Source organism: Pseudomonas sp. NPDC089395 (assembly GCF_044749525.1).
Lineage (GTDB): Bacteria > Pseudomonadota > Gammaproteobacteria > Pseudomonadales > Pseudomonadaceae > Aquipseudomonas.
In genome coordinates this window covers 210423-235608 of the sequence record NZ_JBIVID010000005.1, presented here as the reverse complement: position 1 = coordinate 235608, position 25186 = coordinate 210423, and the positions used below count along the sequence as shown (strand labels likewise).

The 25186-nt window shown below is 63.7% G+C and carries 19 protein-coding genes and 2 pseudogenes; 13 read left to right on the top strand and 8 right to left on the bottom strand.

The genetic code is table 11. From position 1 onward, the window contains the following. Positions 1 to 46: 46 nt before the first annotated feature. Both ACIPZG_RS13930 and ACIPZG_RS13925 read right to left on the bottom strand, forming a co-directional pair. Complete coding sequence (locus tag ACIPZG_RS13930) at positions 47 to 1267, bottom strand: class I SAM-dependent methyltransferase (RefSeq protein ID WP_400714537.1); 1221 nt, start codon at positions 1265 to 1267, stop codon at positions 47 to 49. A 74-nt stretch (positions 1268 to 1341) separates the two neighbouring features. Further along, positions 1342 to 1959, bottom strand: coding sequence for a TPM domain-containing protein (locus tag ACIPZG_RS13925; protein WP_400714534.1), 618 nt, complete (start codon positions 1957 to 1959; stop codon positions 1342 to 1344). 190 nt (positions 1960 to 2149) lie between these two features. On the opposite strand from ACIPZG_RS13925, the gene bglX reads away from it, so the two are divergent. The 6 genes from bglX to ACIPZG_RS13895 all read left to right on the top strand — a co-directional run bounded on the left by bglX (position 2150) and on the right by ACIPZG_RS13895 (position 10768). After that, positions 2150 to 4441 (top strand): beta-glucosidase BglX, encoded by a 2292-nt coding sequence (gene bglX / locus ACIPZG_RS13920; protein ID WP_400714531.1) that lies wholly within the window; start codon positions 2150 to 2152, stop codon positions 4439 to 4441. A 134-nt stretch (positions 4442 to 4575) separates the two neighbouring features. Beyond that, the gene (locus tag ACIPZG_RS13915) at positions 4576 to 6333 is read left to right on the top strand and encodes an ATP-binding protein (RefSeq protein WP_400714528.1); all 1758 of its coding nucleotides are present in this window, start codon (positions 4576 to 4578) and stop codon (positions 6331 to 6333) included. Beyond that, positions 6327 to 7661, top strand: coding sequence for a sigma-54-dependent transcriptional regulator (locus ACIPZG_RS13910; protein WP_400714526.1), 1335 nt, complete (start codon positions 6327 to 6329; stop codon positions 7659 to 7661). Before ACIPZG_RS13915 ends, ACIPZG_RS13910 begins: the two co-directional genes overlap by 7 nt. Positions 7662 to 7914: 253 nt before the next feature. Next, positions 7915 to 9234 carry an MFS transporter gene (locus tag ACIPZG_RS13905; protein WP_008094388.1) on the top strand — a complete coding sequence of 440 codons (1320 nt, stop codon included), beginning with the start codon at positions 7915 to 7917 and terminating at the stop codon, positions 9232 to 9234. Between the two features lie 407 nt (positions 9235 to 9641). Further along, positions 9642 to 10046 (top strand): heme utilization protein, encoded by a 405-nt coding sequence (locus tag ACIPZG_RS13900; RefSeq protein WP_400714523.1) that lies wholly within the window; start codon positions 9642 to 9644, stop codon positions 10044 to 10046. A gap of 116 nt (positions 10047 to 10162) precedes the next feature. Next, positions 10163 to 10768, top strand: coding sequence for a flavin reductase family protein (locus ACIPZG_RS13895; RefSeq protein WP_400714520.1), 606 nt, complete (start codon positions 10163 to 10165; stop codon positions 10766 to 10768). On the opposite strand, the gene ACIPZG_RS13890 is transcribed toward ACIPZG_RS13895, so the two are convergent. Together ACIPZG_RS13890 and ACIPZG_RS13885 are read right to left on the bottom strand one after the other, a co-directional pair. Continuing rightward, positions 10769 to 11002 carry a hypothetical protein gene (locus ACIPZG_RS13890; protein WP_008094395.1) on the bottom strand — a complete coding sequence of 78 codons (234 nt, stop codon included), beginning with the start codon at positions 11000 to 11002 and terminating at the stop codon, positions 10769 to 10771. It lies immediately after the preceding gene. Between the two features lie 56 nt (positions 11003 to 11058). Further along, positions 11059 to 11352: a putative quinol monooxygenase gene (locus ACIPZG_RS13885; RefSeq protein ID WP_400640718.1), complete on the bottom strand. Its 294-nt coding sequence runs from the start codon at positions 11350 to 11352 to the stop codon at positions 11059 to 11061. A gap of 201 nt (positions 11353 to 11553) precedes the next feature. Here ACIPZG_RS13885 and ACIPZG_RS13880 point away from each other — a divergent pair, with 201 nt between their 5' ends. Next, positions 11554 to 12474 (top strand): AraC family transcriptional regulator N-terminal domain-containing protein, encoded by a 921-nt coding sequence (locus tag ACIPZG_RS13880; RefSeq protein WP_400714517.1) that lies wholly within the window; start codon positions 11554 to 11556, stop codon positions 12472 to 12474. A 162-nt stretch (positions 12475 to 12636) separates the two neighbouring features. On the opposite strand, the gene ACIPZG_RS13875 is transcribed toward ACIPZG_RS13880, so the two are convergent. Further along, positions 12637 to 14274 (bottom strand): 5-guanidino-2-oxopentanoate decarboxylase, encoded by a 1638-nt coding sequence (locus ACIPZG_RS13875; protein WP_400714514.1) that lies wholly within the window; start codon positions 14272 to 14274, stop codon positions 12637 to 12639. A 114-nt stretch (positions 14275 to 14388) separates the two neighbouring features. On the opposite strand from ACIPZG_RS13875, the gene ACIPZG_RS13870 reads away from it, so the two are divergent. After that, positions 14389 to 15264: a LysR substrate-binding domain-containing protein gene (locus tag ACIPZG_RS13870; protein WP_400714511.1), complete on the top strand. Its 876-nt coding sequence runs from the start codon at positions 14389 to 14391 to the stop codon at positions 15262 to 15264. Between the two features lie 98 nt (positions 15265 to 15362). Here the strand turns inward: ACIPZG_RS13870 and ACIPZG_RS13865 are convergent. Further along, positions 15363 to 15503, bottom strand: a pseudogene (locus ACIPZG_RS13865) (NAD(P)-dependent oxidoreductase); the annotation flags it as partial. Between the two features lies 1 nt (position 15504). Here ACIPZG_RS13865 and ACIPZG_RS13860 point away from each other — a divergent pair. After that, positions 15505 to 15609, top strand: a pseudogene (locus ACIPZG_RS13860) (LysR family transcriptional regulator); the annotation flags it as partial. Positions 15610 to 15649: 40 nt separating this feature from the next. Here the strand turns inward: ACIPZG_RS13860 and ACIPZG_RS13855 are convergent. Next, positions 15650 to 16519 carry an oxaloacetate decarboxylase gene (locus ACIPZG_RS13855; RefSeq protein WP_400714509.1) on the bottom strand — a complete coding sequence of 290 codons (870 nt, stop codon included), beginning with the start codon at positions 16517 to 16519 and terminating at the stop codon, positions 15650 to 15652. Positions 16520 to 16871: 352 nt separating this feature from the next. Between ACIPZG_RS13855 and ACIPZG_RS13850 the strand changes: the two genes are divergently transcribed. Beyond that, a complete protein-coding gene (locus ACIPZG_RS13850; RefSeq protein ID WP_400714506.1) occupies positions 16872 to 18323 on the top strand; it encodes an MDR family MFS transporter in 1452 nt (483 codons plus the stop codon). A 115-nt stretch (positions 18324 to 18438) separates the two neighbouring features. On the opposite strand, the gene ACIPZG_RS13845 is transcribed toward ACIPZG_RS13850, so the two are convergent. After that, positions 18439 to 19071, bottom strand: a complete 633-nt coding sequence (locus ACIPZG_RS13845; RefSeq protein WP_400714503.1) for a TetR family transcriptional regulator — start codon at positions 19069 to 19071, stop codon at positions 18439 to 18441. Between the two features lie 253 nt (positions 19072 to 19324). On the opposite strand from ACIPZG_RS13845, the gene ttgA reads away from it, so the two are divergent. The 3 genes from ttgA to ACIPZG_RS13830 are packed head-to-tail and all read left to right on the top strand — an operon-like array spanning position 19325 to position 25086. Continuing rightward, positions 19325 to 20479: a toluene efflux RND transporter periplasmic adaptor subunit TtgA gene (gene ttgA / locus ACIPZG_RS13840; RefSeq protein WP_400640699.1), complete on the top strand. Its 1155-nt coding sequence runs from the start codon at positions 19325 to 19327 to the stop codon at positions 20477 to 20479. 3 nt (positions 20480 to 20482) lie between these two features. Next, positions 20483 to 23635 carry a multidrug efflux RND transporter permease subunit TtgB gene (gene ttgB, locus ACIPZG_RS13835; RefSeq protein ID WP_008097163.1) on the top strand — a complete coding sequence of 1051 codons (3153 nt, stop codon included), beginning with the start codon at positions 20483 to 20485 and terminating at the stop codon, positions 23633 to 23635. Beyond that, positions 23632 to 25086, top strand: a complete 1455-nt coding sequence (locus ACIPZG_RS13830) for an AdeC/AdeK/OprM family multidrug efflux complex outer membrane factor (protein WP_400714500.1) — start codon at positions 23632 to 23634, stop codon at positions 25084 to 25086. The genes ttgB and ACIPZG_RS13830 overlap by 4 nt, the downstream gene beginning before the upstream one ends. The last annotated feature ends 100 nt before the right edge of the window (positions 25087 to 25186 follow it).

Genomic DNA, 25186 nt, shown 5'->3' with positions numbered 1-25186 from the left:
TCGAGCGCCGCCCGCGCGGCGCTCGGTTTCCGCCCCACCGCTGGACTCAAGCGGAAATCAACCCATCCCCCCGCAACAACGTCTCCAGGCAATGCTCCTGCACGCCATAAAACGCCTTGAGCTGCGCAATCTTCTCCAGCAACGCCCCCGCCGCCACGGGCTGCTTGCGCTTCACCGCAAGAATCATCTTGTTCTTGTTGGTGTGCTCCAGCGAGATGAACTCGAACACCTTGGTCTCGTAGCCACAGGCTTCCAGATACAGGGCGCGCAAGCTGTCCGTCAGCATCTCCGCCTGCTGCCCCAGGTGCAGGCCATATTGCAGCATCGGCTGCAACAACCCCGGGCTGTGCAGTTGCGGGCGAATCTGCTTGTGGCAGCACGGCGAGCACATGATGATCGCGGCGTTGCAACGGATGCCGGTGTGGATGGCATAGTCGGTGGCGATGTCGCAGGCGTGCAGGGCGATCATCACCTCGATGGCCTCGGGGACCACGCTGCGCACGTCACCGCACTGGAATTCCAGGCCCGTATGCTCCAGGCGCGCGGCTGCAGCGTTGCACAGGTCGACCATGTCCTGACGCAGCTCGACACCGGTCACCTGAGCTTCACGGCCCAGCGTATTGCGCAGGTAGTCGTGCATGGCGAAGGTCAGGTAGCCCTTGCCCGAGCCGAAGTCGGCCACCCGCAATGTCTGCTGCGCCGGCACCGGGGCATTGGCCAGTGCGTGGTCGAAGAATTCGATGAACTTGTTGATCTGCTTCCACTTGCGCGACATCGACGGAATCAGCGAGCCTTGCGCATCGGTCACGCCAAGGTCGCGCAGGAACGGGCGCGACAACTCCAGGTAGCGTTTCTTCTCACGGTCATGGCCGGTAGTGGTGGCAGCCTCACGGGGCGGCTGCGCACCATGGCGCTGCAGCATCGGCTTACCCTTCTTGCTGAAGGTCAGCTGCACTTCGCCATCGGCGTCGAACAAGTGAGCGTTGCGAAAGCTCTCCGGCAGCAGTTCGGCAACCAGCGCCTGGGCCTGGTCCAATGGCAGGTTGCGGGTGATGTCACGGGTCTGGTGGCGGTAGACCAGCGACAGGTTGGCCTGCCCTTTCACTTGCACGGGCTTGCCGATGATGCGCTGCAAGGTCTGGTCGACGCCGACATGGCGTGCCAGTACCAGCTTGACCAGCGTATTGCCGTGCAGGGCGGCACTGAGCAGGTCAAGGAACTGGGCGCGCGCATCCTGCGCAGAAGAAGCGGAAGTACTGGCGGACATGGAAAACAGGTGCCTCGGATAACAGGGGCGCGTTGCGCAATGCCGCGCATTCTACACCCCTGCCAGCTGCAGGTTCAGTCGAGAATCACCAGGCGGTTGGGCAGTTCATTACGTCCATGGGTGCGCGGTACCTGCTCGCACAGCAGCTCCCCGCACGCCTCGATGCACTCGACGAAGCCCTGCAAGGTCCGTCCTTGACGCACCTGCTCGGCAAAACGCGCAACGATCATGGCCCGGGCCTGGGCATCGAAATGGTGGTCGATACCCTGGTCGACAAGGATCTCCACATGCCGCTCTGCCTCGGCGACGAAGATCAACACCCCCGTACCGCCGGCCGTACTGCGCAAATTCTGTTCGCGAAACTGCTGCCGCGCCAGGCTCGAAGCGCGCCAACGGCGCAACGCGGCGGGGATCAGCACGGCGGCAAGGCGCGGGTTGCGCAACAACAGGCACAAGCCGATGAACAGCACCAGGTTGGCCACCAGCAGCCCACGCACACCGGGCCAACCGAGCAACCACTGCAACAGGCCCGGCACGGCCAGCGCCAGCACGGCCGCCCAGAACAATGGCAGGTAAGCGTAATCATCGGCTCGCCGCGCCAGCACGGTCACCAGCTGGGCATCGGTGCGCCGCTCCACGCGGGCTATGGCCTCGGCGACCTGGCGCTGCTCGTACTCGTTGAGAGGGGTCATGCCTTGGGTCTCTTGAGCGTTTTCTTATAGTTGTTGTCCCGGCATTCGGGGGTGCCTCCGTGAGCGGCATATTCAGGCATAATCCGCCGCTGAGAAGCATTACCCGCGAATCGTACAACAATAGCCGCCTGAAAACTTCGGCCGCGCGCGTATCTCCGTGGATACGGCATAGGCCTCGACAACGGAATTCATGATGAAACTGTCTTTGCTGGGCCTGGCCATGGGCCTTGCCAGTCAGGCGGCCCTCGCCGCCCCCTCCGCCCCGCCCCTGCAGGACAAGCAGGCGTTCATCGAACACCTGATCAGCCAGATGACCGAAGCCGAGAAAATCGGCCAGCTGCGCCTGATCAGCATCGGCCCGGAGATGCCGCACGCCAAGATCCGCGAAGAAATCGCCGCCGGGCGTATCGGCGGTACCTTCAACTCGCGTACCGCCCCCGAGAACCGGCCGATGCAGGACGCTGCCATGCGCAGCCGCCTGAAGATTCCGATGTTCTTCGCCTACGACACCATCCACGGCGAACGTACCATCTTCCCGATCGGCCTGGGCCTGGCCTCCAGCTGGGACATGGACGCCATCGCCAAGGTCGGCCGCACCTCGGCCATCGAGGCCTCCGCCGACGCCCTGGACATGACCTTCGCGCCGATGGTCGACATCGCCCGCGACCCGCGCTGGGGCCGCACCAGCGAGGGCTTCGGCGAAGACACCTACCTGACCTCGAAAATCGGCCAGGTGATGGTCCGCTCCTTCCAGGGCAGCAGCCCGGCCAACCCCGACAGCATCATGGCCATCGTCAAGCACTTCGCCCTGTATGGCGCAGTCGAGGGCGGGCGCGACTACAACACGGTCGATATGAGCCTGCCGAAGATGTACAACGATTACCTGCCGCCCTACCGCGCCGCGCTCGACGCCGGTGCCGGCGGGGTGATGGTAGCGCTCAACTCGATCAACGGCGTGCCAGCCACCTCCAACACCTGGCTGATGAACGACCTGCTGCGCAAGGAGTGGGGCTTCAAGGGCGTGACCATCAGCGACCACGGCGCGATCCAGGAACTGATTCGCCATGGCGTCGCCCGCGACGGCCGCGAAGCCGCCAAGCTGGCGATCAAGGCCGGTATCGACATGAGCATGAACGACACCCTGTATGGCCAGGAGCTGCCAGGGCTGCTGAAGTCCGGCGAAGTGACCCAGGGCGAGCTTGACCAGGCCGTGCGCGAGGTCCTCGGCGCCAAGTACGACATGGGCCTGTTCAAGGACCCCTACGTGCGTATCGGCAAGGCCGAGACCGACCTCAAGGACTATTACAGCGACGACCGCCTGCACCGCGACGCCGCCCGTGACGTGGCACGCCGCAGCCTGGTGCTGCTGGAAAACCGCCAGCAGACCCTGCCGCTGAAAAAGGCCGGCACCATCGCCCTGGTCGGCCCGCTGGCCGATGCGCCGATCGACATGATGGGCAGCTGGGCCGCCGACGGCAAACCGATGCACTCGGTGACCGTCCGCGAAGGTCTGCGCCGCGCCGTCGAGGGCAAGGCCAAGCTGGTCTACGCCAAAGGCGCCAATGTCACCGGCGACAAGGCGATCTTCGACTACCTGAACTTCCTCAACTTCGACGCTCCGGAAATCGTCGATGACCTGCGCCCTGCCGCTGTGCTGATCGACGAGGCGGTCAAGGCCGCCAAGCAATCCGATGTGGTGGTGGCCGTGGTCGGTGAGTCCCGAGGCATGTCCCACGAATCGTCGAGCCGCACCACGCTGGAGATTCCCGCCAGCCAGCGCGAACTGATCAAGGCCCTGAAAGCCACTGGCAAACCGCTGGTGCTGGTGCTGATGAACGGCCGTCCGCTGTCGATCGGCTGGGAACGTGAACAGGCCGACGCCATCCTCGAAACCTGGTTCGCCGGCACCGAAGGCGGCAACGCCATTGCCGACGTGCTGTTCGGCGACTACAACCCGTCGGGTAAGCTGGCCATCACCTTCCCGCGCTCGGTCGGGCAGATCCCGATGCACTACAACCACACGCGTATCGGCCGCCCCTTCACGCCGGGCAAGCCGGGCAACTACACCTCGCAGTATTTCGAAGAACCCAACGGCCCGCTGTATCCGTTCGGTTACGGCCTGAGCTACAGCAGCTTCGAGCTGTCGGGGCTGAACCTGTCGAACAAGGCGCTCAAGCGCGGTGACAGCCTGGAAGCCAAGGTGACGGTGAAAAACACCGGCAAGGTTGACGGCGAGACCGTGGTGCAGCTGTACCTGCAGGATGTCTCGGCGTCCATGAGCCGCCCGGTCAAGGAACTCAAGAACTTCCAGAAACTGATGCTCAAGGCTGGTGAGTCGCGAACCTTGACCTTCCGCATCAGCGAAGACGACCTGAAGTTCTACAATGGCCAACTGCAGCGCGTGGCCGAGCCTGGCGAGTTCAATGTCCAGGTTGGGTTGGATTCCGAGGCCGTGCAGCAACAGAGTTTCGAACTGCTGTAAGCAGGGCCGGCCCTATCGCCGGCAAGCCGGCTCCCACAGGTACCCCACTGTTCTCAAGTTCAGTGCTGTACCTGTGGGGGCCGGTTTGCCGGCGATAGGCCCGCGACTGACACCCCATCATCCGGACCCGCCCCATGCCCTTAACCTTTCGCGCCCTGCGTCTGGGGCTGATTACCCTGTTGATCCTGGCCGGCACCGCGCTCAGCGCCGGCTGGGCCATGCACCAGGCCAAGCGCCAGGCCATGGAAGAAGACGCCCGCCGTGCCAGCCAGCAGCTGGGGTTGTATGCCAATACGTTGCACACGCTGATCGAACGCTACCGCGCCTTGCCCGCCGTGATGGCGCTGGACCCGGAATTGATCGAAGCCCTGCGTGGCCCCGTCAGCGACACGGTGCAGGACGCGCTCAACCGCAAGCTCGAACGGATCAATGGCGCCGCCAATTCCTCCACCCTCGAATTGCTCGACCGCACCGGGCTTGCGGTGGCAGCCAGCAACTGGCGCCTGCCGACCACTTACGTGGGCTCGAACTACGCTTTTCGCCCCTATTTCAAACAGACCCGCAGCCAGGGCAGCGGCCGTTTCTACGCGGTCGGCGTGACCAGTGGCGTACCGGGCTACTTTCTCTCCAGCGCGATCACCGACGAGCATGGGCGCTTCCTTGGCGCCATGGTGGTGAAGCTTGAGTTCCCCGAACTGGAACGCGAATGGCGCCAGGGCAGCGATATCCTGCTGGTCAGCGACGCACGTGGCATCACCTTCATCGCCAACCAGGACGGTTGGCGCTACCGCGAGCTGCAACCGCTGACGGGCGCCGACCGTGCCGAACTGGCCGAAACCCGCCAGTACGACAAGCAACCGCTGGTACCGCTGCAACATCAGGTACTGACCCGCTTCGCCAGCAACAGCCAGCTGAGCCGCGTGCAAGGCCCCGACGGGCCGGCCGAATACCTGTGGGAAAGCCTGGCGCTGGAAGGCGAAGACTGGACCCTGCACCTGCTGCGCAAGCCGCAGGTGGCTGCCGACGGCCGCAACGCCGCGTTGGGCGCCGCCGCCGTCTGGCTGAGCCTGGTGTTCGCCGCCCTGTTCGTCAGCCAGCGCTGGCGCCTGGCCCGGCTGCGCCAGCGCAGTCGCGACGAGCTCAAGCGCCAGGTCGAGGAACGCACCCGCGAGCTGCGCACCGCCCAGGAAGGTCTGGTGCAGTCGGCCAAGCTGGCCGCGCTCGGTCAGATGTCGGCCGCCATGGCCCACGAGATCAACCAGCCGCTGACCACCCAGCGCATGCAACTGGAGACCCTGCGCCTGCTGCTCGACCATGGCCGCTACGAGGAAGCGCGCAAGGCCCTGGAGCCGCTGGAGCAGATGCTCACGCGCATGGCCGCACTGACCAGCCATCTGAAGACCTTCGCCCGCAACAGCCCAGGCGGTTTGCGCGAGCGCCTGGACCTGGCGAACGTGGTCGACCAGGCCCTGCAACTGCTCGACACGCGCATCCGTGCCGAGGCGGTCGAAGTGGCCCTGTACCTGGCGCGCCCGGCCTGGGTGCGTGGCGACGCGATCCGCCTGGAGCAAGTGCTGATCAACCTGCTGCGCAATGCCCTCGACGCCATGGCCGACAAACGCTACAAGCGCCTGGAGATCCGCATCGAACCCGAGCAGGGGCAGTGGCGCCTGAGCGTGCTCGATTCCGGCGGTGGCATTGCCGAAGCCGACCTGACCAAGGTCTTCGACCCGTTCTTCACCACCAAGCCAGTGGGCGAAGGGCTCGGCCTGGGCCTGGCCATCTCCTATGGCATCATCGTCGAGGCCGGCGGCCAGTTGCAGGCCGAAAACGTGCCGGGCGGCGCCCGCCTGAGCCTTACCCTGCCCCGCGACCTGGAGCCTGTATGTTGAACTCAGTGATCGTCGTCGATGATGAAGCGAGCATCCGCAGCGCCGTCGAACAGTGGCTGAGCCTTTCCGGTTTCAGCGTGCAATTGTACGCCCGCGCCGAGGACTGCCTGGCGCACCTGCCGCGGCACTTTCCGGGGGTGGTCATCAGCGATGTGCGCATGCCGGGGATGGGCGGCATGCAGTTGCTCGAACGCCTGCAGGCCGATGACCCCGACCTGCCGGTGATCCTGCTGACTGGCCACGGCGATGTGCCGATGGCGGTGGAAGCCATGCGCAACGGTGCCTACGACTTCCTTGAAAAACCCTTCACCCCCCAGCATCTGCTGGGCAGCCTGCGCCGTGCGCTGGAGAAACGCCAGCTGGTGCTCGAGAACCGCCGCCTGCACGAGCAGGCCGACCTCAAGTCACGCCTGGAAACCACCCTGCTGGGCATGTCCCAGGGCCTGCAGCAGTTACGGCGACAGGTGCTGGACCTGGCCAACCTGCCGGTCAACGTGCTGATTCGTGGCGAAACCGGCAGCGGCAAGGAGCGCGTGGCGCGCTGCCTGCACGATTTTGGCCCGCGTGCCGAAAAACCCTTCGTCGCGCTCAACTGCGCCGCGATCCCCGAAGCGCTGTTCGAGGCCGAACTGTTCGGCCATGAAAGCGGCGCCTTCACCGGCGCGCAAGGCAAGCGTATCGGCAAGCTGGAATATGCCAATGGCGGCACGGTGTTTCTCGACGAGATCGAAAGCATGCCGCTGGCCCAACAGGCCAAGCTGTTGCGCGTGATCCAGGAACAGAAACTGGAGCGGCTGGGCGCCAACCAGAGCATCAGCGTCGACCTGCGGATCATCGCCGCGACCAAACCCGACCTGCTCGACGAAGCGCGTGCCGGGCGTTTTCGCGAAGACCTGGCGTATCGGCTGAACGTGGCGGAACTGCGCCTGGCGCCTTTGCGCGAACGGCGCGAGGACATTCCGTTGCTGTTCGAGCATTTCGCCCAGGCTGCGGCTGAAAAGCTCGGACGCACTGCGCCGCCGCTGGCAGGGGCGCAATTGAGCCAGCTGCTGTCGCACGACTGGCCTGGCAACGTGCGCGAGCTGGCCAATGCGGCGGAGCGGCATGCACTGGGCCTGGGGTCGCCGAGCCTGGAAGGGGCGCCTGCCGGCCAATCGTTGACCGAGCAGATGGAAGCGTTCGAGGCGCAATGCCTGCGGGCGGCGTTGCGCATGCACAAGGGTGAGATCAAAGGGGTGATGGAAGCCTTGCAGCTGCCGCGGCGGACGTTGAACGAGAAAATGCAGCGCCATGGGTTGGTGCGAGAGGATTTCGTCGCGCGCGAATAGGCGGAAATCCGCTTATTGGCTGTATGGGATGAGCGAGAAACCGCTTATTCAGGGGATTTTTGTGGTGGTAAGGGGCTGCTTTGCAGCCCATCGCGGGCAAGCCCGCGCCTGCAGGGACCGCGTCGTGGCGGGGTTGTGGGCGTGGGCGTGCCTCCAAATGGATCGCCCTGCACTCATTTGGCACAGCTCGTGCAAAACCCTTCTCAAGCTGCGCCCAGGCGCGCTCCACAAAAACAACGAGAAGGTATCCCTGATGGATAACGCCACCTCCCTGCCAGCCGGGGCGGCCACCGCGCCCGCCGCAGAAAAAACCACCGCCAGCCGTCTTAAGTCGATCTTCAGTGGCTCGATCGGCAACATGGTCGAATGGTACGACTGGTACGTCTACGCCGCATTCTCGCTGTACTTCGCCAAGGCCTTCTTCCCGGCCGGCGACTCCACCGCACAACTGCTCAACACCGCCGCGATCTTCGCCGTGGGCTTCCTCATGCGCCCGATCGGTGGCTGGCTGATGGGCCTGTACGCCGACCGCAAGGGCCGCAAGGCGGCGCTAATGGCCTCGGTACTGCTGATGTGCGCAGGCTCGCTGGTGATCGCCCTGACCCCAGGCTATGAAACCATCGGCGTCGCCGCGCCGGTGCTGCTGGTCATCGCCCGCCTCATGCAAGGCCTGTCGGTGGGTGGCGAATACGGCACCTCGGCCACCTACCTCAGCGAAATGGCCAGCAAGGACCGCCGTGGTTTCTTCTCCAGCTTCCAGTACGTGACCCTGATCTCTGGCCAGCTCATCGCCCTGGCGGTGCTGATCGTGCTGCAGCAGACGCTGACCACCGAGCAGCTGTATGCCTGGGGCTGGCGCGTACCCTTCGTGATCGGCGCGCTGTGCGCGGTGGTTGCCCTGTACCTGCGCCGCGGCATGGAAGAAACCGCTTCCTTCACCAAGAAGGAAAAGGCCAAGGAAAGCCTGATGCGCACCCTGATGCGTCACCCCAAGGAGCTGATGACCGTGGTCGGCCTGACCATGGGCGGCACCCTGGCCTTCTATACCTACACCACCTACATGCAGAAGTACCTGGTGAACACCGTCGGCATGAGCATCAGCGACTCGACCACCATTTCGGCGGCCACGCTGTTCCTGTTCATGTGCCTGCAGCCGATCATCGGCAGCCTGTCGGACAAGATCGGCCGTCGCCCGATCCTGATCGCCTTCGGTGTGCTCGGCACCCTGTTCACCGTGCCGATCCTCAGCACCTTGCACACCATCCAGACCTGGTGGGGCGCGTTCTTCCTGATCATGGCGGCGCTGATCATCGTCAGCGGCTATACCTCGATCAACGCCGTGGTCAAGGCCGAGCTGTTCCCCACCGAGATCCGCGCCCTGGGCGTCGGCCTGCCGTATGCGCTGACCGTGTCGATCTTCGGCGGCACCGCCGAGTACGTGGCCCTGTGGTTCAAGAGCGCGGGCATGGAGAGCGGTTTCTACTGGTACGTCACCGCATGCATCGCTTGCTCGCTGCTGGTGTACGCGACCATGAAAGACACCAAGCAGCATTCGCGGATTACTACTGACTGACAGTAATCCAACAGCTTGATGAGAGGGGTGCCCAGAGTCTTGGGCACCCCTTTTTTATGCTGTTCATCGTCAGGTGAGCCGAATAAGCGTTCTATTCGGCTCACGAAATGAGCCGAATCCATTAGCAGTAGTGCCCCGCAACGCGCCGTCAATCAGACCGCCTTCCTCTTAACCCCCGATTAATTCCGGCCCCGCATGCTGCAAGGGCTGGCGAATCCTATCGCTCGCGGGTTTCAGCACCTGACGCCAACAAGCCATGCCGAGTGCGGGATGACGGTAAGCGCACCCATACACATCTATTAATTCGATTACTTTGTGCCATTTTTTGCGCTTTTTAATCAAATTCATTGGCGTAACATTAAACCCATAGAAGCAAACAACCTCTCGAACCCAACGGAGCAACGACCATGAAAAACAAACTGATCCTCAGCCTGGCCTTCTCGGTTTTCGCAACTGGCGCGTTCGCCGAAGATGGCTTCGACCGCACCAATGCCCACACCTTCGCAGCCGCCCAGAGCCAAGCTGCCACCTACGCGGAAGATGGTTTCGACCGTACCGGTGCACAACGTTTCGCTGAAGACGGTTTCGACCGTACCGGTGCACAACGTTTCGCTGAAGACGGTTTCGACCGTACCGGTGGCCAACGTTTCGCAGAAGATGGCTTCGACCGTACCGGCGGCCAACGCTTCGCAGAAGACGGCTTCGACCGTACCGGCGGCCAACGCTTCGCCGAAGACGGCTTCGACCGCACCGGTGGCCAACGTTTCGCCGAAGATGGTTTCGATCGCACCAACGCTCACCGCATCAGTTGATCCCTGATGCGTGCAACCAGCCCGGCCTCGGCCGGGCTCGATCATTTCCAGGCGGGCTCAGGCTTGGCACACTAGGCGCCTTGTCCACCAGGAGGTAGGGCCAGCAAGCCCGACAGATGTATTACTACGAACCCACCAAAGGCCACGGCCTGCCCCACGACCCGTTCAATGCCATCGTCGGCCCACGCCCGATCGGCTGGATCTCCTCGCAGGACCGCGAAGGCCGCCTGAACCTTGCGCCCTACAGCTTCTTCAACGCCTTCAACTACATCCCGCCGATCATCGGTTTCTGCAGTGTCGGGCGCAAAGACAGCCTGAACAATATCGAGCAGACCGGCGAGTTCGTCTGGAACCTGGCCACCCGCCCCTTGGCCGAGGCCATGAACCAGAGCTGCGCAGCCGTGCCGGCGCAAGTGAACGAGTTCGAGCTGAGCGGGTTGACGGCCACCCCATCGCGCCTGGTGAAGGTGCCACGGGTGGGCGAAACGCCGGTGGCGTTCGAGTGCAAGGTTAGCCAGATCGTCCAGCTCAAGCGGGCCGACCAGGCGCCGGTGCCGAGCTGGCTGATCCTCGGCGAGGTGGTAGCGGTGCACATCGCCGAACACCTGCTCAAGGACGGCATCTACGATACCGTCGCCGCCGAGCCGATCCTGCGAGGTGGTGGCCCGGCGGACTACTTCGAACTGGGCAATCTGTTCAAGATGAGAAGGCCCCAGGTCTGATCACCAGACCAGTTCGCCTTCCTCGCCAACGCCATTGAGGCGTTCGAGCTCGGCGCAGGCGGCCTCATCGGCCGCCACGGCGCTCTTGAACACCTGGCCATCGAGCACCTTGTGAAAGCGCGGCGCACCGCCCATGTTCAGGGCCTTGACTGCGATGGCGGCGTTGTAGCCACCGCCTTCCACCGGGACTATCGCCGAAACCGCTTCGAAGTGCGGGAATTCTTTACGTGCCATGTCGCTATCCGCGTCGTTGATCGAGGGGCGGCATTCTACCCCGTGCGGCTCGGCATTCAATCGAAGGTGTGCAGGTCCAGGCTACTGACGACCTGGGCCTGGACCAGTTCGCCGAACACGTCCAAGGTCGGCGAAGCAAAATAGCCGCTCATCGCCTGCTGATCGCACCAGCTGCCACTGAGCAGCCACAGGTCGGCATCGGCCTGCGAGCGCTGCACGCTGAAACTCAGGCAGCCAGGCGTGCGCAACGAGGGCTCCAGCAGGTCGCGCAGGCGCGCACCGAGCTCGGCCGAACGACCACTGCTGGCGCGGATGAAAGCCAAATGGGTGACCGGTTGTCGTAGGGTCATTGCACGATCTCCTTGAAGCACACGGGCGGATAACCAGGTTGCCAAGGTTAGGGGCTTGCCCGCGCGGCGCGTTAGGCTATTACTGCACGTCGATTGCCTGATTCTGCCGCGCGGCAGGATCAGGCAATCGACGTGCAGCATTCGACTAGCGCCCGCCATTGCCCAAACCTATGCTGCGACGGTCTGCAGAGGAGCGCCATCATGACCACAGCCCCGTCCATCGATCCGACCCTGGAAGTGCAACGCCAGGAACTCGCCGAACTGATCGTCCGGCATGCTGGCGAGCCCCACGGCCCGGCTTCGGCCATCGACGCGCTGTACCTGGTGCGCTACACGGAAAATGTCCGCGCCGTGCCGACCTTGGCCCAACCGGCCCTGTGCATCCTGGCCCAGGGCAGCAAGAGCCTGTTTCTCGGCGATGAGCAATACGCCTACGACCCGTTGCATTACATGGTGGTGTCGGTGACCTTGCCGTTGAGCGGCGTGAAGCTCGATGCCAGCCCCCAGAACCCCAGCCTGGGGCTGCGCCTGGACCTTGACCCGGCCGAGATCAGTCAGTTGATTGCCGAAAGCGGGCCGATGCTGGTGCCCAACCTGCCCTCCGGTCGCGGCCTGTATGTGGAACGGACCGATCCACAGCTGCTGGACGCCCTGTTGCGCCTGGTTCGCCTGCTCGACACACCGCGTGACATCGGCATGCTGGCGCCGCTGATTCGCCGGGAAATTCTCTACCGCCTGCTGCGCGGCCCCCAAGGGTACCGCTTGTATGAGATTGCCCTGGCCAACAGCCAGACCCACCGGGTATGCCAGGCGATCACCTGGCTCAACCAGAACTTCCAGCAACCGCTGCGCATCGAGGACCTGGCTCGGGAGGTGAACCTCAGCACCTCGACCTTGCACCATCGGTTCAAGGCGGTGACGTCGATGAGCCCGTTGCAGTACCAGAAGCAGCTGCGCCTGCAGGAAGCGCGGCGGCTGATGCTCAATGACGGGCTGGAAGCGGCGGTGGCGGGCTACCGGGTGGGGTATGAAAGCCCTTCGCAGTTTAGCCGCGAGTACAGCCGACTGTATGGCGCGCCGCCGATCCGCGATGTCGCTCGATTGCGGGCCAGTGCTGGCTGACTGGCCTGCACCGCCCCCTGTGGGAGCCGGCTTGCCGGCGAGAGGCCCGAACAGCCAACTCAAGGCGACAATGTTGTTCCTTGGACTATCAGACTGCGGGCTTTTGTCTGCTCCGGCCCTATCGCCGGCAAGCCGGCTCCCACAGGGATCGTGGACTGATCGTCAGCCTGCGACCACCGCCTGCCACTGGTTCTGGTCAACCTCGATCAGGGTCGGCCCCTTGCGTTCCACCGCCCGCCCCAGCGCCGCCTGCAATTGCTGCACATCGCCAACATGCTCGGCCTCAGCCCCCAGCGCCTTGGCCACACCAATGAAGTCCGGGGTATGGATATCCACCCCAACCGGCTCGATGGCACGGTTGACCATGTACTTCTTGATCTCCTCATACCCCTGGTTATTCCACAGCAGCACGATCAGCGGCACTTGTGCCTCCACCGCACTGGCCAGCTCCGGCAGCGTGAATTGCAAGCCGCCATCGCCGATCAGGCACACCGCTGGCGCACGCTCGGCGATGCGCTCGGCGCTGCCCAGCCAGGCGCCCATCGCTGCAGGCAGCGCATACCCCAAGGTGCCGTAGCCCGTCGAGGCGTTGAACCAGCGGCGCGGCTGGTCCATGTCCAGGGTCAGGTTGCCGGTGTAGACCGGCTGGGTCGAGTCCCCTACCAAGACGGCATTCGGCAAACGCTCCAGGATGCTGGTCAGCAGGCGGGTCTGGCTCAGGGTCGGCTGATCCCAGCTCGCCGCCAGCGACTGACGCAGACGCTGCGCACGCACCGCGCCCCAATTGCCGTCGCGCACCGGCGCTGGCAGATCCTGCAACGCGTCGAACAAGGCCTGCGCAGCCAGTTCGGCATCGGCCACCAGGGCCAGCTCCGGCAGGTAGTTGCGCACGGTCTGGTCCGGATCGATATCCACCCGCAGCAGGCTGCCAGGAATCTCGAAGCCACCCTTGAAGGTCACGTCATAGTCGGTTTCGGCAAGCTCGGTGCCGATCGCCAGGACTACGTCGGCTTCGGCCACCAGTGCCCGGGTGGCGACCAGCGATTGGGTCGAGCCGATTTGCAGCGGGTGACCGGCCGGCAGCAAGCCTTTGGCATTGATCGTCAATGCCACCGGGGCCTGCAAATGCTCGGCCAGGCGCGCCAAGGGCGAACCCGCGTTCAATGCGCCACCACCGGCCAGGATCAGCGGCTTGCGTGCCTTGGCCAGGCGTTCTGCCATGCGCGCCACGGCGTGCGGTGCGGCGCCTGCGCGGCTGCTGCGCACCGGACGGCCCGGCAGCAGGTGGTCGGCCGGCTCCACCAGCACATCCAGCGGGATCTCGATATGCACCGGGCGCGGCCGCGCGCCATCGAACACGGCAAAGGCGCGAGCCAGCACCTGCGGCAAGTCGTCGGCGCTCATCAGCGTCTGCGAGAAGGCCGCCACACCCGCCACCAACGCGCCCTGGTTGGGCAGCTCGTGCAACTTGCCACGGCCACCGCCCAGCTGGTCACGCGACTGCACGCTGGAAATCACCAGCATCGGGATCGAATCGGCATAGGCCTGGCCCATGGCGGTGGTGATGTTGGTCATGCCGGGGCCGGTGATGATGAAGCACACGCCCGGTTTACCGCGGGTTCGGGCGTATCCATCAGCCATGAATCCAGCACCCTGCTCGTGGCGCGGGGTGATGTGGCGAATGGACGAAGCCGCCAAGCCTCGGTACAGCTCCACAGTGTGCACGCCGGGAATGCCGAAGACATGGTCCACGCCATAGCCTTCAAGGAGTTTGACCAGTACTTCGCCGCAGGTTGCCATGGGTTTCACCTTGCATCTTGTTGAAAAACTGCGCTCATTGGACCCAAGGCACGGCTATCGCCACAATGCAAAAAAACACATACTAGCCATGTCCTGTAATCATGGCTCGTCACGATGAAACGCCTTCCCCCTCTCCCCGCCCTGCACACCTTCCTGGTCACTGCACAGCACTGCAATTTCACCCGTGCCGCGCAGCAGCTGCATATCACCCAGGGTGCGGTCAGCCGGCAGATCGCCGGGCTCGAGGAGCACCTGGGGTATGCCCTGTTCCAGCGTCAGGCCCGCGGCCTGAGCCTGACCCGCGAAGGTCAGGACTGGCTGCCGCGGGTGCAGCAGGTGTTCGCCTTGATCGAACAAGGCGTGCGCGAAGTGGGTGGGCGCAGCGCCACCTTGCAGCTCAAGGCGCCGACCTGCGTGATGCGCTGGCTGCTGCCACGGCTGATGGAATGGCAGGCACTGCGCCCGGACGTACCCGTGGAGCTCACCACCACGGTGCAGCATGGCGTGGATTTTCGTCGCGAAGGCTTCGATGCGGCGGTGGTCTATGGTGATGCGCCGAACCACGGGCTGCATGTGCGCAAGCTGTTCGATGAGCAACTCACCCCCGTGTGCGCGCCATCGCTGCTGATGGGGCCGGTGCCGTTGAAGGCGATCGACGACCTCAAGCGCCACATGTTGCTGCACCCCTCGCGTGACGAGCACGACTGGCGCCTGTGGTTGCAGGCCGCCGGGGCGATCCACGATGCGCTGGGGCCCCGGCAGCATTTCGAAACCCTGGACATGGCCATGGCGATGGCCTCGCAAGGGACCGGGGTGGCCATTGGCGACTGGGCATTGATTGGCGACGACCTGAAAAGCGGCAGGCTGTGCATGCCGTTCGGGCTCAAGGTGCTGACAGGCAAGGGCTATTACCTGGCCTGCCAGGCGAGGAATGTGCCGCCCGGGCTGGTCGAGTTGATGGATTGGTTGCAGAGCCGGGCGGAACAGTGAGGGCCTCTCAGGTGCACCTCATCTAAAAATTAACGCCCACCTTGTGGGAGCCGACTCCCACAAGGTCAGGGGCAAGGGCAAGGGCAAACTACCGGCGCTCAATACCCGACAGTAAACCGCTGCCGCGAGTGCGCCGGCTTTTCCAGCTCATCGATCATGGCGATGGCATAGTCGGCAAAGCTGATCCAGCTCTTGCCTTCAGCCCCGATCAGCAAATGATCCTTGCCCAGGGTGTAATGCCTGAATGCGGTATACACCTCGCGCAAGCACATGCCGGCGACCTTGCGCAGCATGCTGGACTTTCTAGCGCAGCGGTTCACCGAGGAGCCCGAGTGGGATCGCTAGCCTTCGAGCGCCGTCCATGGGCTGAACGGCGCCCCGCCCGTCACTCTTCGACGCTCATGTATTCCTTGGCCCAGCGGATGTAGTCTTCAGGCTGCGTGTAGGTGTGCGAGAGCTCGGTGGCACTGAGGTTTTCCGATTTGTTCTGCTGGCCACGCTGCAGGCGCAGGCAGTCGTAGGTGGCCTTGATCGCGGCAAAATACGCGGCGTGGCCATCGACCACGATACGCACGCCCAGACGTGCCAGGCGCTCGTCGTCGCGCAGGCTGGGGTTGGCGTAGGTCACCAGCATCAGCGGCACCGTCAGGTGTTCGGCGATCTGCTCCAGCTGCTCGAAGTCCTTCACCCCGACCATGCAGATGCCGTCGGCGCCGGCTTTCTGGTAGCTCTGGGTGCGCACGATGATTTCTTCGGTGGTGAGCACGCCGGCGTTGGTCCGGGCAATGATCGACAGCGAGGAATCCACCCGCGCCTCCAGGGCTGCGCGGATCTTGCCGACACCCTCTTCGACCGGGATCAGGTCGGTGGACTTGCGCCCGAACTGGGCTGGCAGCAGGGTGTCTTCGAGGGTCAGCGCAGCCACGCCGGCACGCTCAAGCTCGGTGACCGTACGCATTACATTGAGCGCATTGCCGTAGCCATGGTCGGCATCGGCCAGCACCGGCAGCTGGGCCACACGGCCAATGCGGGTGGCTTGCTCGACGAATTCGCTCAGGGTGATCAGGGCGAAGTCTGGCGCCGCCAGCACCTGCAAGGACGCGACCGAACCGCCAAGAATGCCGACTTCGAAACCCAGGTCGGCAGCAATGCGCGCCGACATCGGGTCGAACACGGACGCGGTGTGATAGCAGGAACCTGAAGCGAGCAGCTCGCGGAAGGCAATACGCAAATCTTGATGGGAAGCCCTGGGCATGATCACTCCGCAAATAGGTAAAAAATAGAACGGTTGCTACCGACCCCTGAATCGGGTCTACCTGACCTGTTCCAACCGTCGCCATCTGGGCGGTCATGCTCGACATGCAGGCAGAGGAATAAAAGGTGTGGGAGACAGCGACAGGAAAAACCGGCGGCTTTGTAGTGCACCACGCTGGTGCAAGCCCCGGATTTCAGCCTCTGCGGTAAAGCCACGATATCACGCGGCCATGCAGCACTGGATGAATGCGCCAATGCCGATCTTGCATAGGCGATGCAGATAGTACATAGGAAGCTACCTAAGTCAGGTTACAATCCTTGCCAATCGCGCCCGCCCAGCCAAGGTAAGCCTCGTGACCGCCGCCCTACCCCCCACCGTCCTGCGCAACGTCCTTACCGCCTTGATGCTGGCGATCTTCCTTGGCGCCCTCGATCAGACCATCGTCGCCGTGTCATTGCCCGCCATCTCGGCCCAGTTCAACGATGTCGGCCTGCTGGCGTGGGTGATTTCCGGCTACATGGTGGCGATGACCGTGGCCGTGCCGATCTACGGCAAGCTGGGTGACCTGTATGGTCGGCGACGCATGATCCTCACCGGCATCGGCCTGTTCACCCTGGCGTCGATCGCCTGCGCACTGGCCCAGGACATGCAGCAGCTGGTACTGGCGCGGGTGCTGCAAGGCATTGGCGCGGGTGGCATGGTGTCGGTGAGCCAGGCGATCATCGGCGAGTTCGTGCCGCCGCGCGAGCGTGGCCGCTACCAGGGCTATTTCAGCAGCATGTACGCCGTGGCCAGCGTGGCCGGGCCGGTGCTTGGCGGCTGGCTGACCGAGTACCTGTCCTGGCGCTGGGTATTCTGGATCAACCTGCCACTGGGGCTGGTCGCCTTGTGGGCCATTCGTCGGGCCCTGGCCGGGATGCCGGTGCAGCGCCGAAGCGCCAAGGTGGATTACGTGGGCGCCCTGTTGCTGATCATCGGCTTGGGCAGCCTGCTGCTGGGCATCACGCTGGTCGGCCAGGGCCAGGCGTGGAACGCGGCGCCGGTGCTGGCGCTGTTCAGCTGCGCCGGGATTGGCCTGGTGTTGTTCATCAGCCATGAACGTCGCTGCCAGGAGCCATTGCTGCCGCTCGAACTGTTCGGCAACCGGGTTGCCGTGTTGTGCTGGGGGGTGATTTTCTTCGCCAGCTTCCAGTCGATCTCATTGACCATGCTGATGCCCCTGCGCTTCCAGGGCATTACCGGCGCCGGTGCCGACAGCGCCGCGCTGCACCTGCTGCCGCTGGCCATCGGGTTGCCCATAGGCGCCTTCACCGGCGGGCGCATGACCAGTTTCACCGGACGCTACAAGCCGCAGATCGTTGCCGGCGCCGTGTTGATGCCGGTAGCCATCTTCGCCATGGCCATCACGCCACCGCAGTCCGAGCTGCTCAGCGGCGTGTTCATGCTGCTGACCGGTATCGCCTGTGGCTTGCAGTTCCCGACTTCATTGGTGGGCACGCAAAGCGCAGTGGACATCAAGGACATCGGGGTGGCCACCAGCACCACCAACCTGTTCCGCTCGCTCGGCGGGGCCATGGGTGTGGCCTGTATGTCCAGCCTGCTGCTGGCACTGCTGCATCAGGGTGGGCTTGAAGTGCTGGGTAACCCGTTGCTGGGGAGTTTGCAGGCGGGTCAGCCGGAGCCTGCGATGCAGGCCCGGCTGCTGGAAACGTTCCGTCATCTGCTGATGGGCAGCGCTGCGGTGGCCTTGGTGGGGTTGTTGGCAGCGTTGGCGTTGCCAGACCGGCAGTTGCGGGGGCGGTAAGATTCTTGGGGGCGCGTTGCGCCCCAATCGCCGGCAAGCCGGCTCCCACAGGAGCCGGCTTTAATGCCTACTTAATAAATAAGGTAAACACTTCCTCACAATCCTTAACAAAGTGTCATTTGCGCAGCGCGGGGCTCAAGCGCAGCATATCCAGCCCGGTGTCGACCCATTGTTCGGCATCGCCCTGCAGGTCGAAGCTGTCCGGTAGCAGCAACCAGCGCCCGATCAGACCATCTACATAGGCAAACAAGGTTACCGCCGCGCGCTCAACGTCAAGCTCGGCAGGCAACTGCTCACGGCGCACGGCATTGGCAAGCGCCAAGGTAATGCTTTCGTGGCAGTCCAGCACCGCCCCCTGGCGCTGCTGGCGAATTTCACACATGTCGTCGGTGAACTCGCACTTGTGATGCAGGATTTCGTTGATACGCCGGGTTCGGGCGTCGAGCACCAGCTCGTTGAACACCTGCAGCAGCAGTTTGCGCATGCAGCCAAGCGGGTCCAGTTCGTCCTCGCTTTCACTGGCGCGCGCCAGGTGGTCATGGGTTTCGTGCAGGCTGTCGAGCAAGGCCTGCACCAGCTCGGCCTTGTTGTTGAAGTGCCAGTAGATAGCCCCGCGAGTAACGCCCGCCAGTTCGGCGATTTCGGCCAGTGTGGTGCGCGCGACCCCACGGTTGTAGAAGGCCCTTTCGGCGGCCTCGATAATTTGGACGCGCGTCTCCTGGGCTTCTTCTTTGGTTCGACGGACCATGGCAGTACGACCTCATCTGGGCCCGCATGCAGCGCCTGCGGGAAATCCGCCGGTGGCACTTCTGCAGGGTGCCTGCCGGATGGGCTAATCGAAGGCTGAGGTAGTCGTTGGCTACCACCCAGCGCTATTTACAAACAACCGTGAATGTAAGTATATTCGTTAGTAAGCTACTTATCCACCGGATAGTTTCTTTCCGACAAGACTCATCCATTACTCTTGAGCGTTTCCCTGCTCTAGCGACCCGAGGATCCTCATGCAATTCAAGCCAGCCGTTACCGCTCTGGTTTCCGCCGTCGCCCTGGCAACCCTGCTAAGTGGCTGCAAGAAAGAAGAAGCCGCGCCCGCAGCGCAGGCTCCTCTGGTCGGCGTCGTCACCCTGCAACCACAATCCTTCACCCTGACCTCGGAACTGCCGGGGCGCACCAGTGCCTATCGCGTCGCCGAAGTGCGGCCACAGGTCAATGGCATCATTCTCAAGCGCCTGTTCAAGGAAGGCAGCGAGGTCAAGGAAGGCCAGCAGCTGTACCAGATCGACCCCGCGGTGTACGAGGCCAACCTGGCTAACGCCCAGGCCAACCTGCAAGCGACCCGTTCTCTGGCCGAACGCTACAAGCAGCTGATCGACGAGCAAGCTGTCTCCAAGCAGGAATACGACGACGCCAATGCCAAACGATTGCAGGCCGAGGCTTCGCTCAAGAGCGCGCAGATCGACCTGCGCTACACCAAGGTGCTGGCGCCGATCAGCGGTCGTATCGGCCGTTCCTCGTTCACCGAAGGTGCGCTGGTGAGCAACGGCCAAACCAACGCCATGGCCACCATTCAGCAGCTCGACCCGATCTACGTCGATGTCACCCAGTCCACCGCCGAGCTGCTCAAGCTGCGCCGTGACCTGGAAAGTGGTCAACTGCAGAAGGCCGGCAACAACGCAGCGTCCGTACAGCTGGTGCTGGAAGACGGCAGCCTGTTCAGGCAGGAAGGCCGCCTGGAGTTCTCGGAAGTCGCGGTCGACGAGACCACCGGTTCCGTGACCCTGCGCGCTATCTTCCCCAACCCCGAGCACACGCTTCTGCCGGGCATGTTCGTGCATGCGCGGCTCAAGGCCGGGGTCAACAGCAACGCCATCCTTGCCCCACAGCAGGGCGTGACCCGTGACCTCAAAGGTGCCCCTACCGCGATGGTGGTCAACCAGGAGAACAAGGTCGAACTGCGCCAGCTCAAGGCCAGCCGCACCCTTGGCAGCGACTGGCTGATCGAGGAAGGCCTCAACCCGGGCGACCGCCTGATCACCGAAGGCCTGCAGTACGTGCGCCCAGGTGTCGAGGTCAAGGTCAGCGATGCCACCAACGTCAAGAAGCCGGCCGGCGCTGATCAGGCCAACGCGGCCAAAGCAGACGCCAAAGCGGAGTAAACCATGTCGAAGTTCTTTATCGATCGCCCGATCTTCGCCTGGGTGATCGCCTTGGTGATCATGCTGGTCGGCGCCTTGTCGATCCTGAAGTTGCCGGTCAACCAGTATCCGAGCATCGCCCCACCGGCCATCGCCATCTCCGTGACCTACCCGGGCGCTTCGGCGCAAACCGTGCAGGACACTGTGGTGCAGGTCATCGAGCAGCAGCTCAACGGTATCGACAACCTGCGTTATGTGTCTTCGGAGAGCAACTCCGACGGCAGCATGACCATTACCGCCACCTTCGAGCAGGGCACCAACCCTGATACCGCGCAGGTCCAGGTGCAGAACAAGCTGAACCTGGCCACCCCGCTGCTGCCGCAGGAAGTGCAGCAGCAAGGTATCCGTGTCACCAAGGCAGTGAAGAACTTCCTGCTGGTGATCGGCCTGGTGTCCGAAGACGGCAGCATGACCAAGGACGACCTGGCCAACTACATCGTCTCCAACATGCAGGACCCGATCTCGCGTACTGCCGGTGTCGGTGACTTCCAGGTGTTCGGTGCGCAGTACGCCATGCGTATCTGGCTGGATCCGGCCAAGCTGAACAAGTTCCAGCTGACCCCAGTCGACGTCAAGACCGCGGTTGCCGCGCAGAACGTGCAGGTGTCCTCCGGCCAGCTCGGCGGCCTGCCTGCCTTGCCGGGTACCCAGCTCAACGCCACCATCATCGGCAAGACCCGCCTGCAGACCGCCGAGCAGTTCGAGAAGATCCTGCTCAAGGTCAACAAGGACGGCTCGCAAGTACGCCTGAGCGATGTTGCCCAGGTTGGCCTGGGTGGCGAGAACTACTCCGTCAGCGCCCAGTTCAACGGCAAGCCGGCCTCGGGCCTGGCGGTCAAGCTGGCCACCGGTGCCAACGCCCTCGACACGGCCAGAGCCCTGCGCAAGACCGTCAACGACCTGGAGCCGTTCTTCCCGCCGGGTGTGAAAGCGGTGTTCCCATATGACACCACGCCAGTGGTCACCGAATCGATCAGCGGGGTAATCCACACCCTGATCGAAGCCGTGGTTCTGGTGTTCCTGGTGATGTACCTGTTCCTGCAGAACTTCCGTGCCACCGTCATCACCACCATGACTGTTCCGGTGGTGTTGCTGGGTACGTTCGGTATCCTCGCTGCGGCCGGCTTCAGCATCAACACCCTGACCATGTTCGCCATGGTCCTGGCCATCGGCTTGCTGGTGGACGACGCCATCGTCGTGGTGGAGAACGTCGAGCGGGTGATGTCCGAGGAAGGCTTGCCGCCCAAGGAGGCGACCAAGCGTTCCATGGAGCAGATCCAGGGCGCCCTGGTGGGTATCGCCCTGGTACTGTCGGCGGTACTGCTGCCGATGGCCTTCTTCGGCGGTTCCACCGGTGTGATCTACCGGCAGTTCTCCATCACCATCGTCTCGGCCATGGGTCTGTCGGTGCTGGTGGCCCTGATCTTCACCCCAGCGCTGTGCGCGACCATGCTCAAGCCGGTGAAGAAGGGTGAGCACCATGTGGCCAAGCGCGGCTTCTTTGGCTGGTTCAACCGTAACTTCGACCGCAGCGTGGAAGGCTACGAGCGCAGCGTCGGTACCATCCTGCGCAACAAGGTGCCGTTCCTGCTCGCCTATGCCCTGATCGTGGTCGGCATGATCTGGCTGTTCGCCCGCATCCCCACGGCGTTCCTGCCCGAGGAAGACCAGGGCGTACTGTTCGCCCAGGTACAGACCCCGGCCGGCTCCAGTGCCGAGCGTACCCAGGTGGTCGTCGACCAGATGCGCGAATACCTGCTCACGGACGAAGCCGATACCGTTGCCTCGGTGTTCACCGTCAACGGCTTCAACTTCGCCGGTCGCGGCCAGAGCTCGGGCATGGCGTTCATCATGCTCAAGCCATGGGATGAGCGCTCCAAGGAGAACAGCGTGTTCGCCCTGGCCCAGCGTGCCCAGCAGCACTTCTTCACCTTCCGCGATGCGATGGTGTTCGCCTTCGCCCCGCCTGCGGTACTCGAACTGGGTAACGCCACCGGCTTCGACGTGTTCCTCCAGGACCGCGGCGGTGTCGGCCATGAAAAACTCATGGAAGCGCGCAACCAGTTCCTGGCCAAGGCCGCCCAGAGCAAGGTGCTCAGCGCCGTGCGCCCGAACGGCCTGAACGATGAGCCGCAGTACCAGTTGACCATCGATGACGAACGTGCCAGCGCCCTGGGCGTGACCATCGCCGACATCAACAACACCCTGTCGATCGCTCTCGGTGCCAGCTACGTCAACGACTTCATCGACCGCGGTCGGGTCAAGAAGGTCTACATCCAGGGCGAACCGAACGCTCGCATGAGCCCGGAAGACCTGCAGAAGTGGTACGTGCGCAACGGTGCGGGCGAAATGGTGCCGTTCTCCTCCTTCGCCAAGGGTGAGTGGAGCTACGGCTCGCCGAAGCTGTCCCGCTACAACGGCGTCGAGGCCATGGAAATCCTCGGTGCGCCAGCGCCGGGCTACAGTACCGGTGAGGCCATGGCCGAAGTGGAACGCATCGCAGGCGAGCTGCCTGACGGCATCGGCTTCTCCTGGACCGGCATGTCCTACGAGGAAAAACTCTCCGGCTCGCAGATGCCGGCACTGTTCGCCCTCTCGGTACTGTTCGTGTTCCTCTGTCTGGCAGCCCTGTACGAAAGCTGGTCGATCCCGATCGCGGTCGTGCTGGTGGTGCCCCTGGGTATCATCGGTGCACTGGCCGCCACCAGCCTGCGCGGATTGTCCAACGACGTGTACTTCCTGGTCGGCCTGTTGACCACCATCGGCCTGGCGGCGAAGAACGCGATCCTGATCGTCGAATTCGCCAAGGAACTGCACGAACAGGGCCGCAGCCTGTATGACGCGGCGATCGAGGCGTGCCGCATGCGTCTGCGCCCGATCATCATGACCTCGCTGGCGTTCATTCTCGGCGTGGTACCGTTGACCATTGCCAGCGGCGCGGGCGCCGGCAGCCAGCACGCCATCGGCACCGGTGTGATCGGCGGCATGATCAGCGCCACCGTGTTGGCGATCTTCTGGGTACCGCTATTCTTCGTCGCTGTGTCGTCGCTGTTCGGCAGCAAAGAGCCGGATGCGGACGCCACCCCTGAAACTCCACGTTATGAGGCTGGGCAATGACCAAGTCTTTGTTGTCCCTGGCGGTAACCGCTTTCATTCTGGGCGGCTGCTCGCTGATACCCGACTACCAGACCCCGGAAGCGCCGATGGCTGCGCAGTGGCCGCAAGGCCCTGCGTACTCGCCGACCCAGTCGGCCGACATGGCCGCCGCCGAGCAGGGCTGGCGCCAGTTCTTCCACGACCCGGCGCTGCAGCAACTGATCCAGACCTCGCTGGTCAACAACCGCGACCTGCGCGTCGCGGCGCTGAACCTCGACGCCTACCGCGCCCAGTACCGCATCCAGCGTGCCGACCTGTTCCCGGCCGTTTCGGCCGATGGCAGCGGCAGCCGTCAACGGGTTCCGGGCAACATGTCGCAAACCGGCGAGTCCGGCATCACCAGCCAGTATTCGGCCACGCTGGGCGTCAGTGCCTATGAGCTGGACCTGTTCGGCCGAGTGCGCAGCCTGACCGAGCAAGCCCTGGAAACCTACCTGTCCAGCGAGCAGGCACGCCGCTCCACGCAGATCGCCCTGGTGTCGAGTGTGGCCAACGCCTACTACACCTGGCAGGCCGACCAGGCGCTGTTCCGCCTGACCGAGGAAACCCTCAAGACCTACGTGGAAAGCTACAACCTGACCCGCCGCAGCAACGAAGTCGGCGTGGCCTCGGCGCTCGACGTCAGCCAGGCACGCACTGCCGTGGAAGGCGCTCGGGTCAAGTACTCGCAGTACCAGCGCCTGGTCGCCCAGGACGTCAACAGCCTGACCGTGCTGATCGGCACCAGCCTCCCCGCCAACCTGGCCACGCCGCTGGAGCTCAATGCCGACCAACTGGCCGAAGTACCGGCCGGCCTGCCGTCGGACATTCTGCAGCGGCGCCCGGACATCCAGGAAGCCGAGCACCTGCTCAAGGCCGCCAATGCCAACATCGGCGCGGCTCGCGCTGCGTTCTTCCCGAGCATCAGCCTGACGGCCAACGCCGGTAGCCTGAGCCCGGACATGGGCCACCTGTTCTCGGGCGGGCAAGGTACCTGGTTGTTCCAGCCGCAGATCAGCCTGCCGATCTTCAATGCCGGCAGTCTGAAGGCCAGCCTGGACTACTCGAAGATCCAGAAGGACATCAACGTCGCCAAGTACGAAAAGACCATCCTGACTGCCTTCCAGGAAGTCTCCGATGGCCTGGCGGCGCGCAAGACCTTCGAAGAGCAGTTGCAGGCGCAACGCGACCTGGTGCAGGCGAACCAGGATTACTACCGCCTGGCTGAACGTCGCTACCGCATCGGCATCGACAGCAACCTGACCTTCCTCGACGCCCAGCGCAACCTGTTCAGTGCCCAGCAGGCGCTGATCAGCGATCGCCTGGCGCAGCTGACCAGCGAGGTCAACCTGTACAAGGCGCTCGGCGGTGGTTGGTACGAGCAGACCGGGCAGGCTAATCAGCAGGCTTCGGTGGATACGCCGAAGAGCTGATGCTTCTGCTGCAGCATCAAGCCCACCCTCGCGGTGGGCTTTTTGTTTGTTGGGGCTGTGCTGGCCTCATCGCGGATGAATCCGCTCCTACAGGCACCGC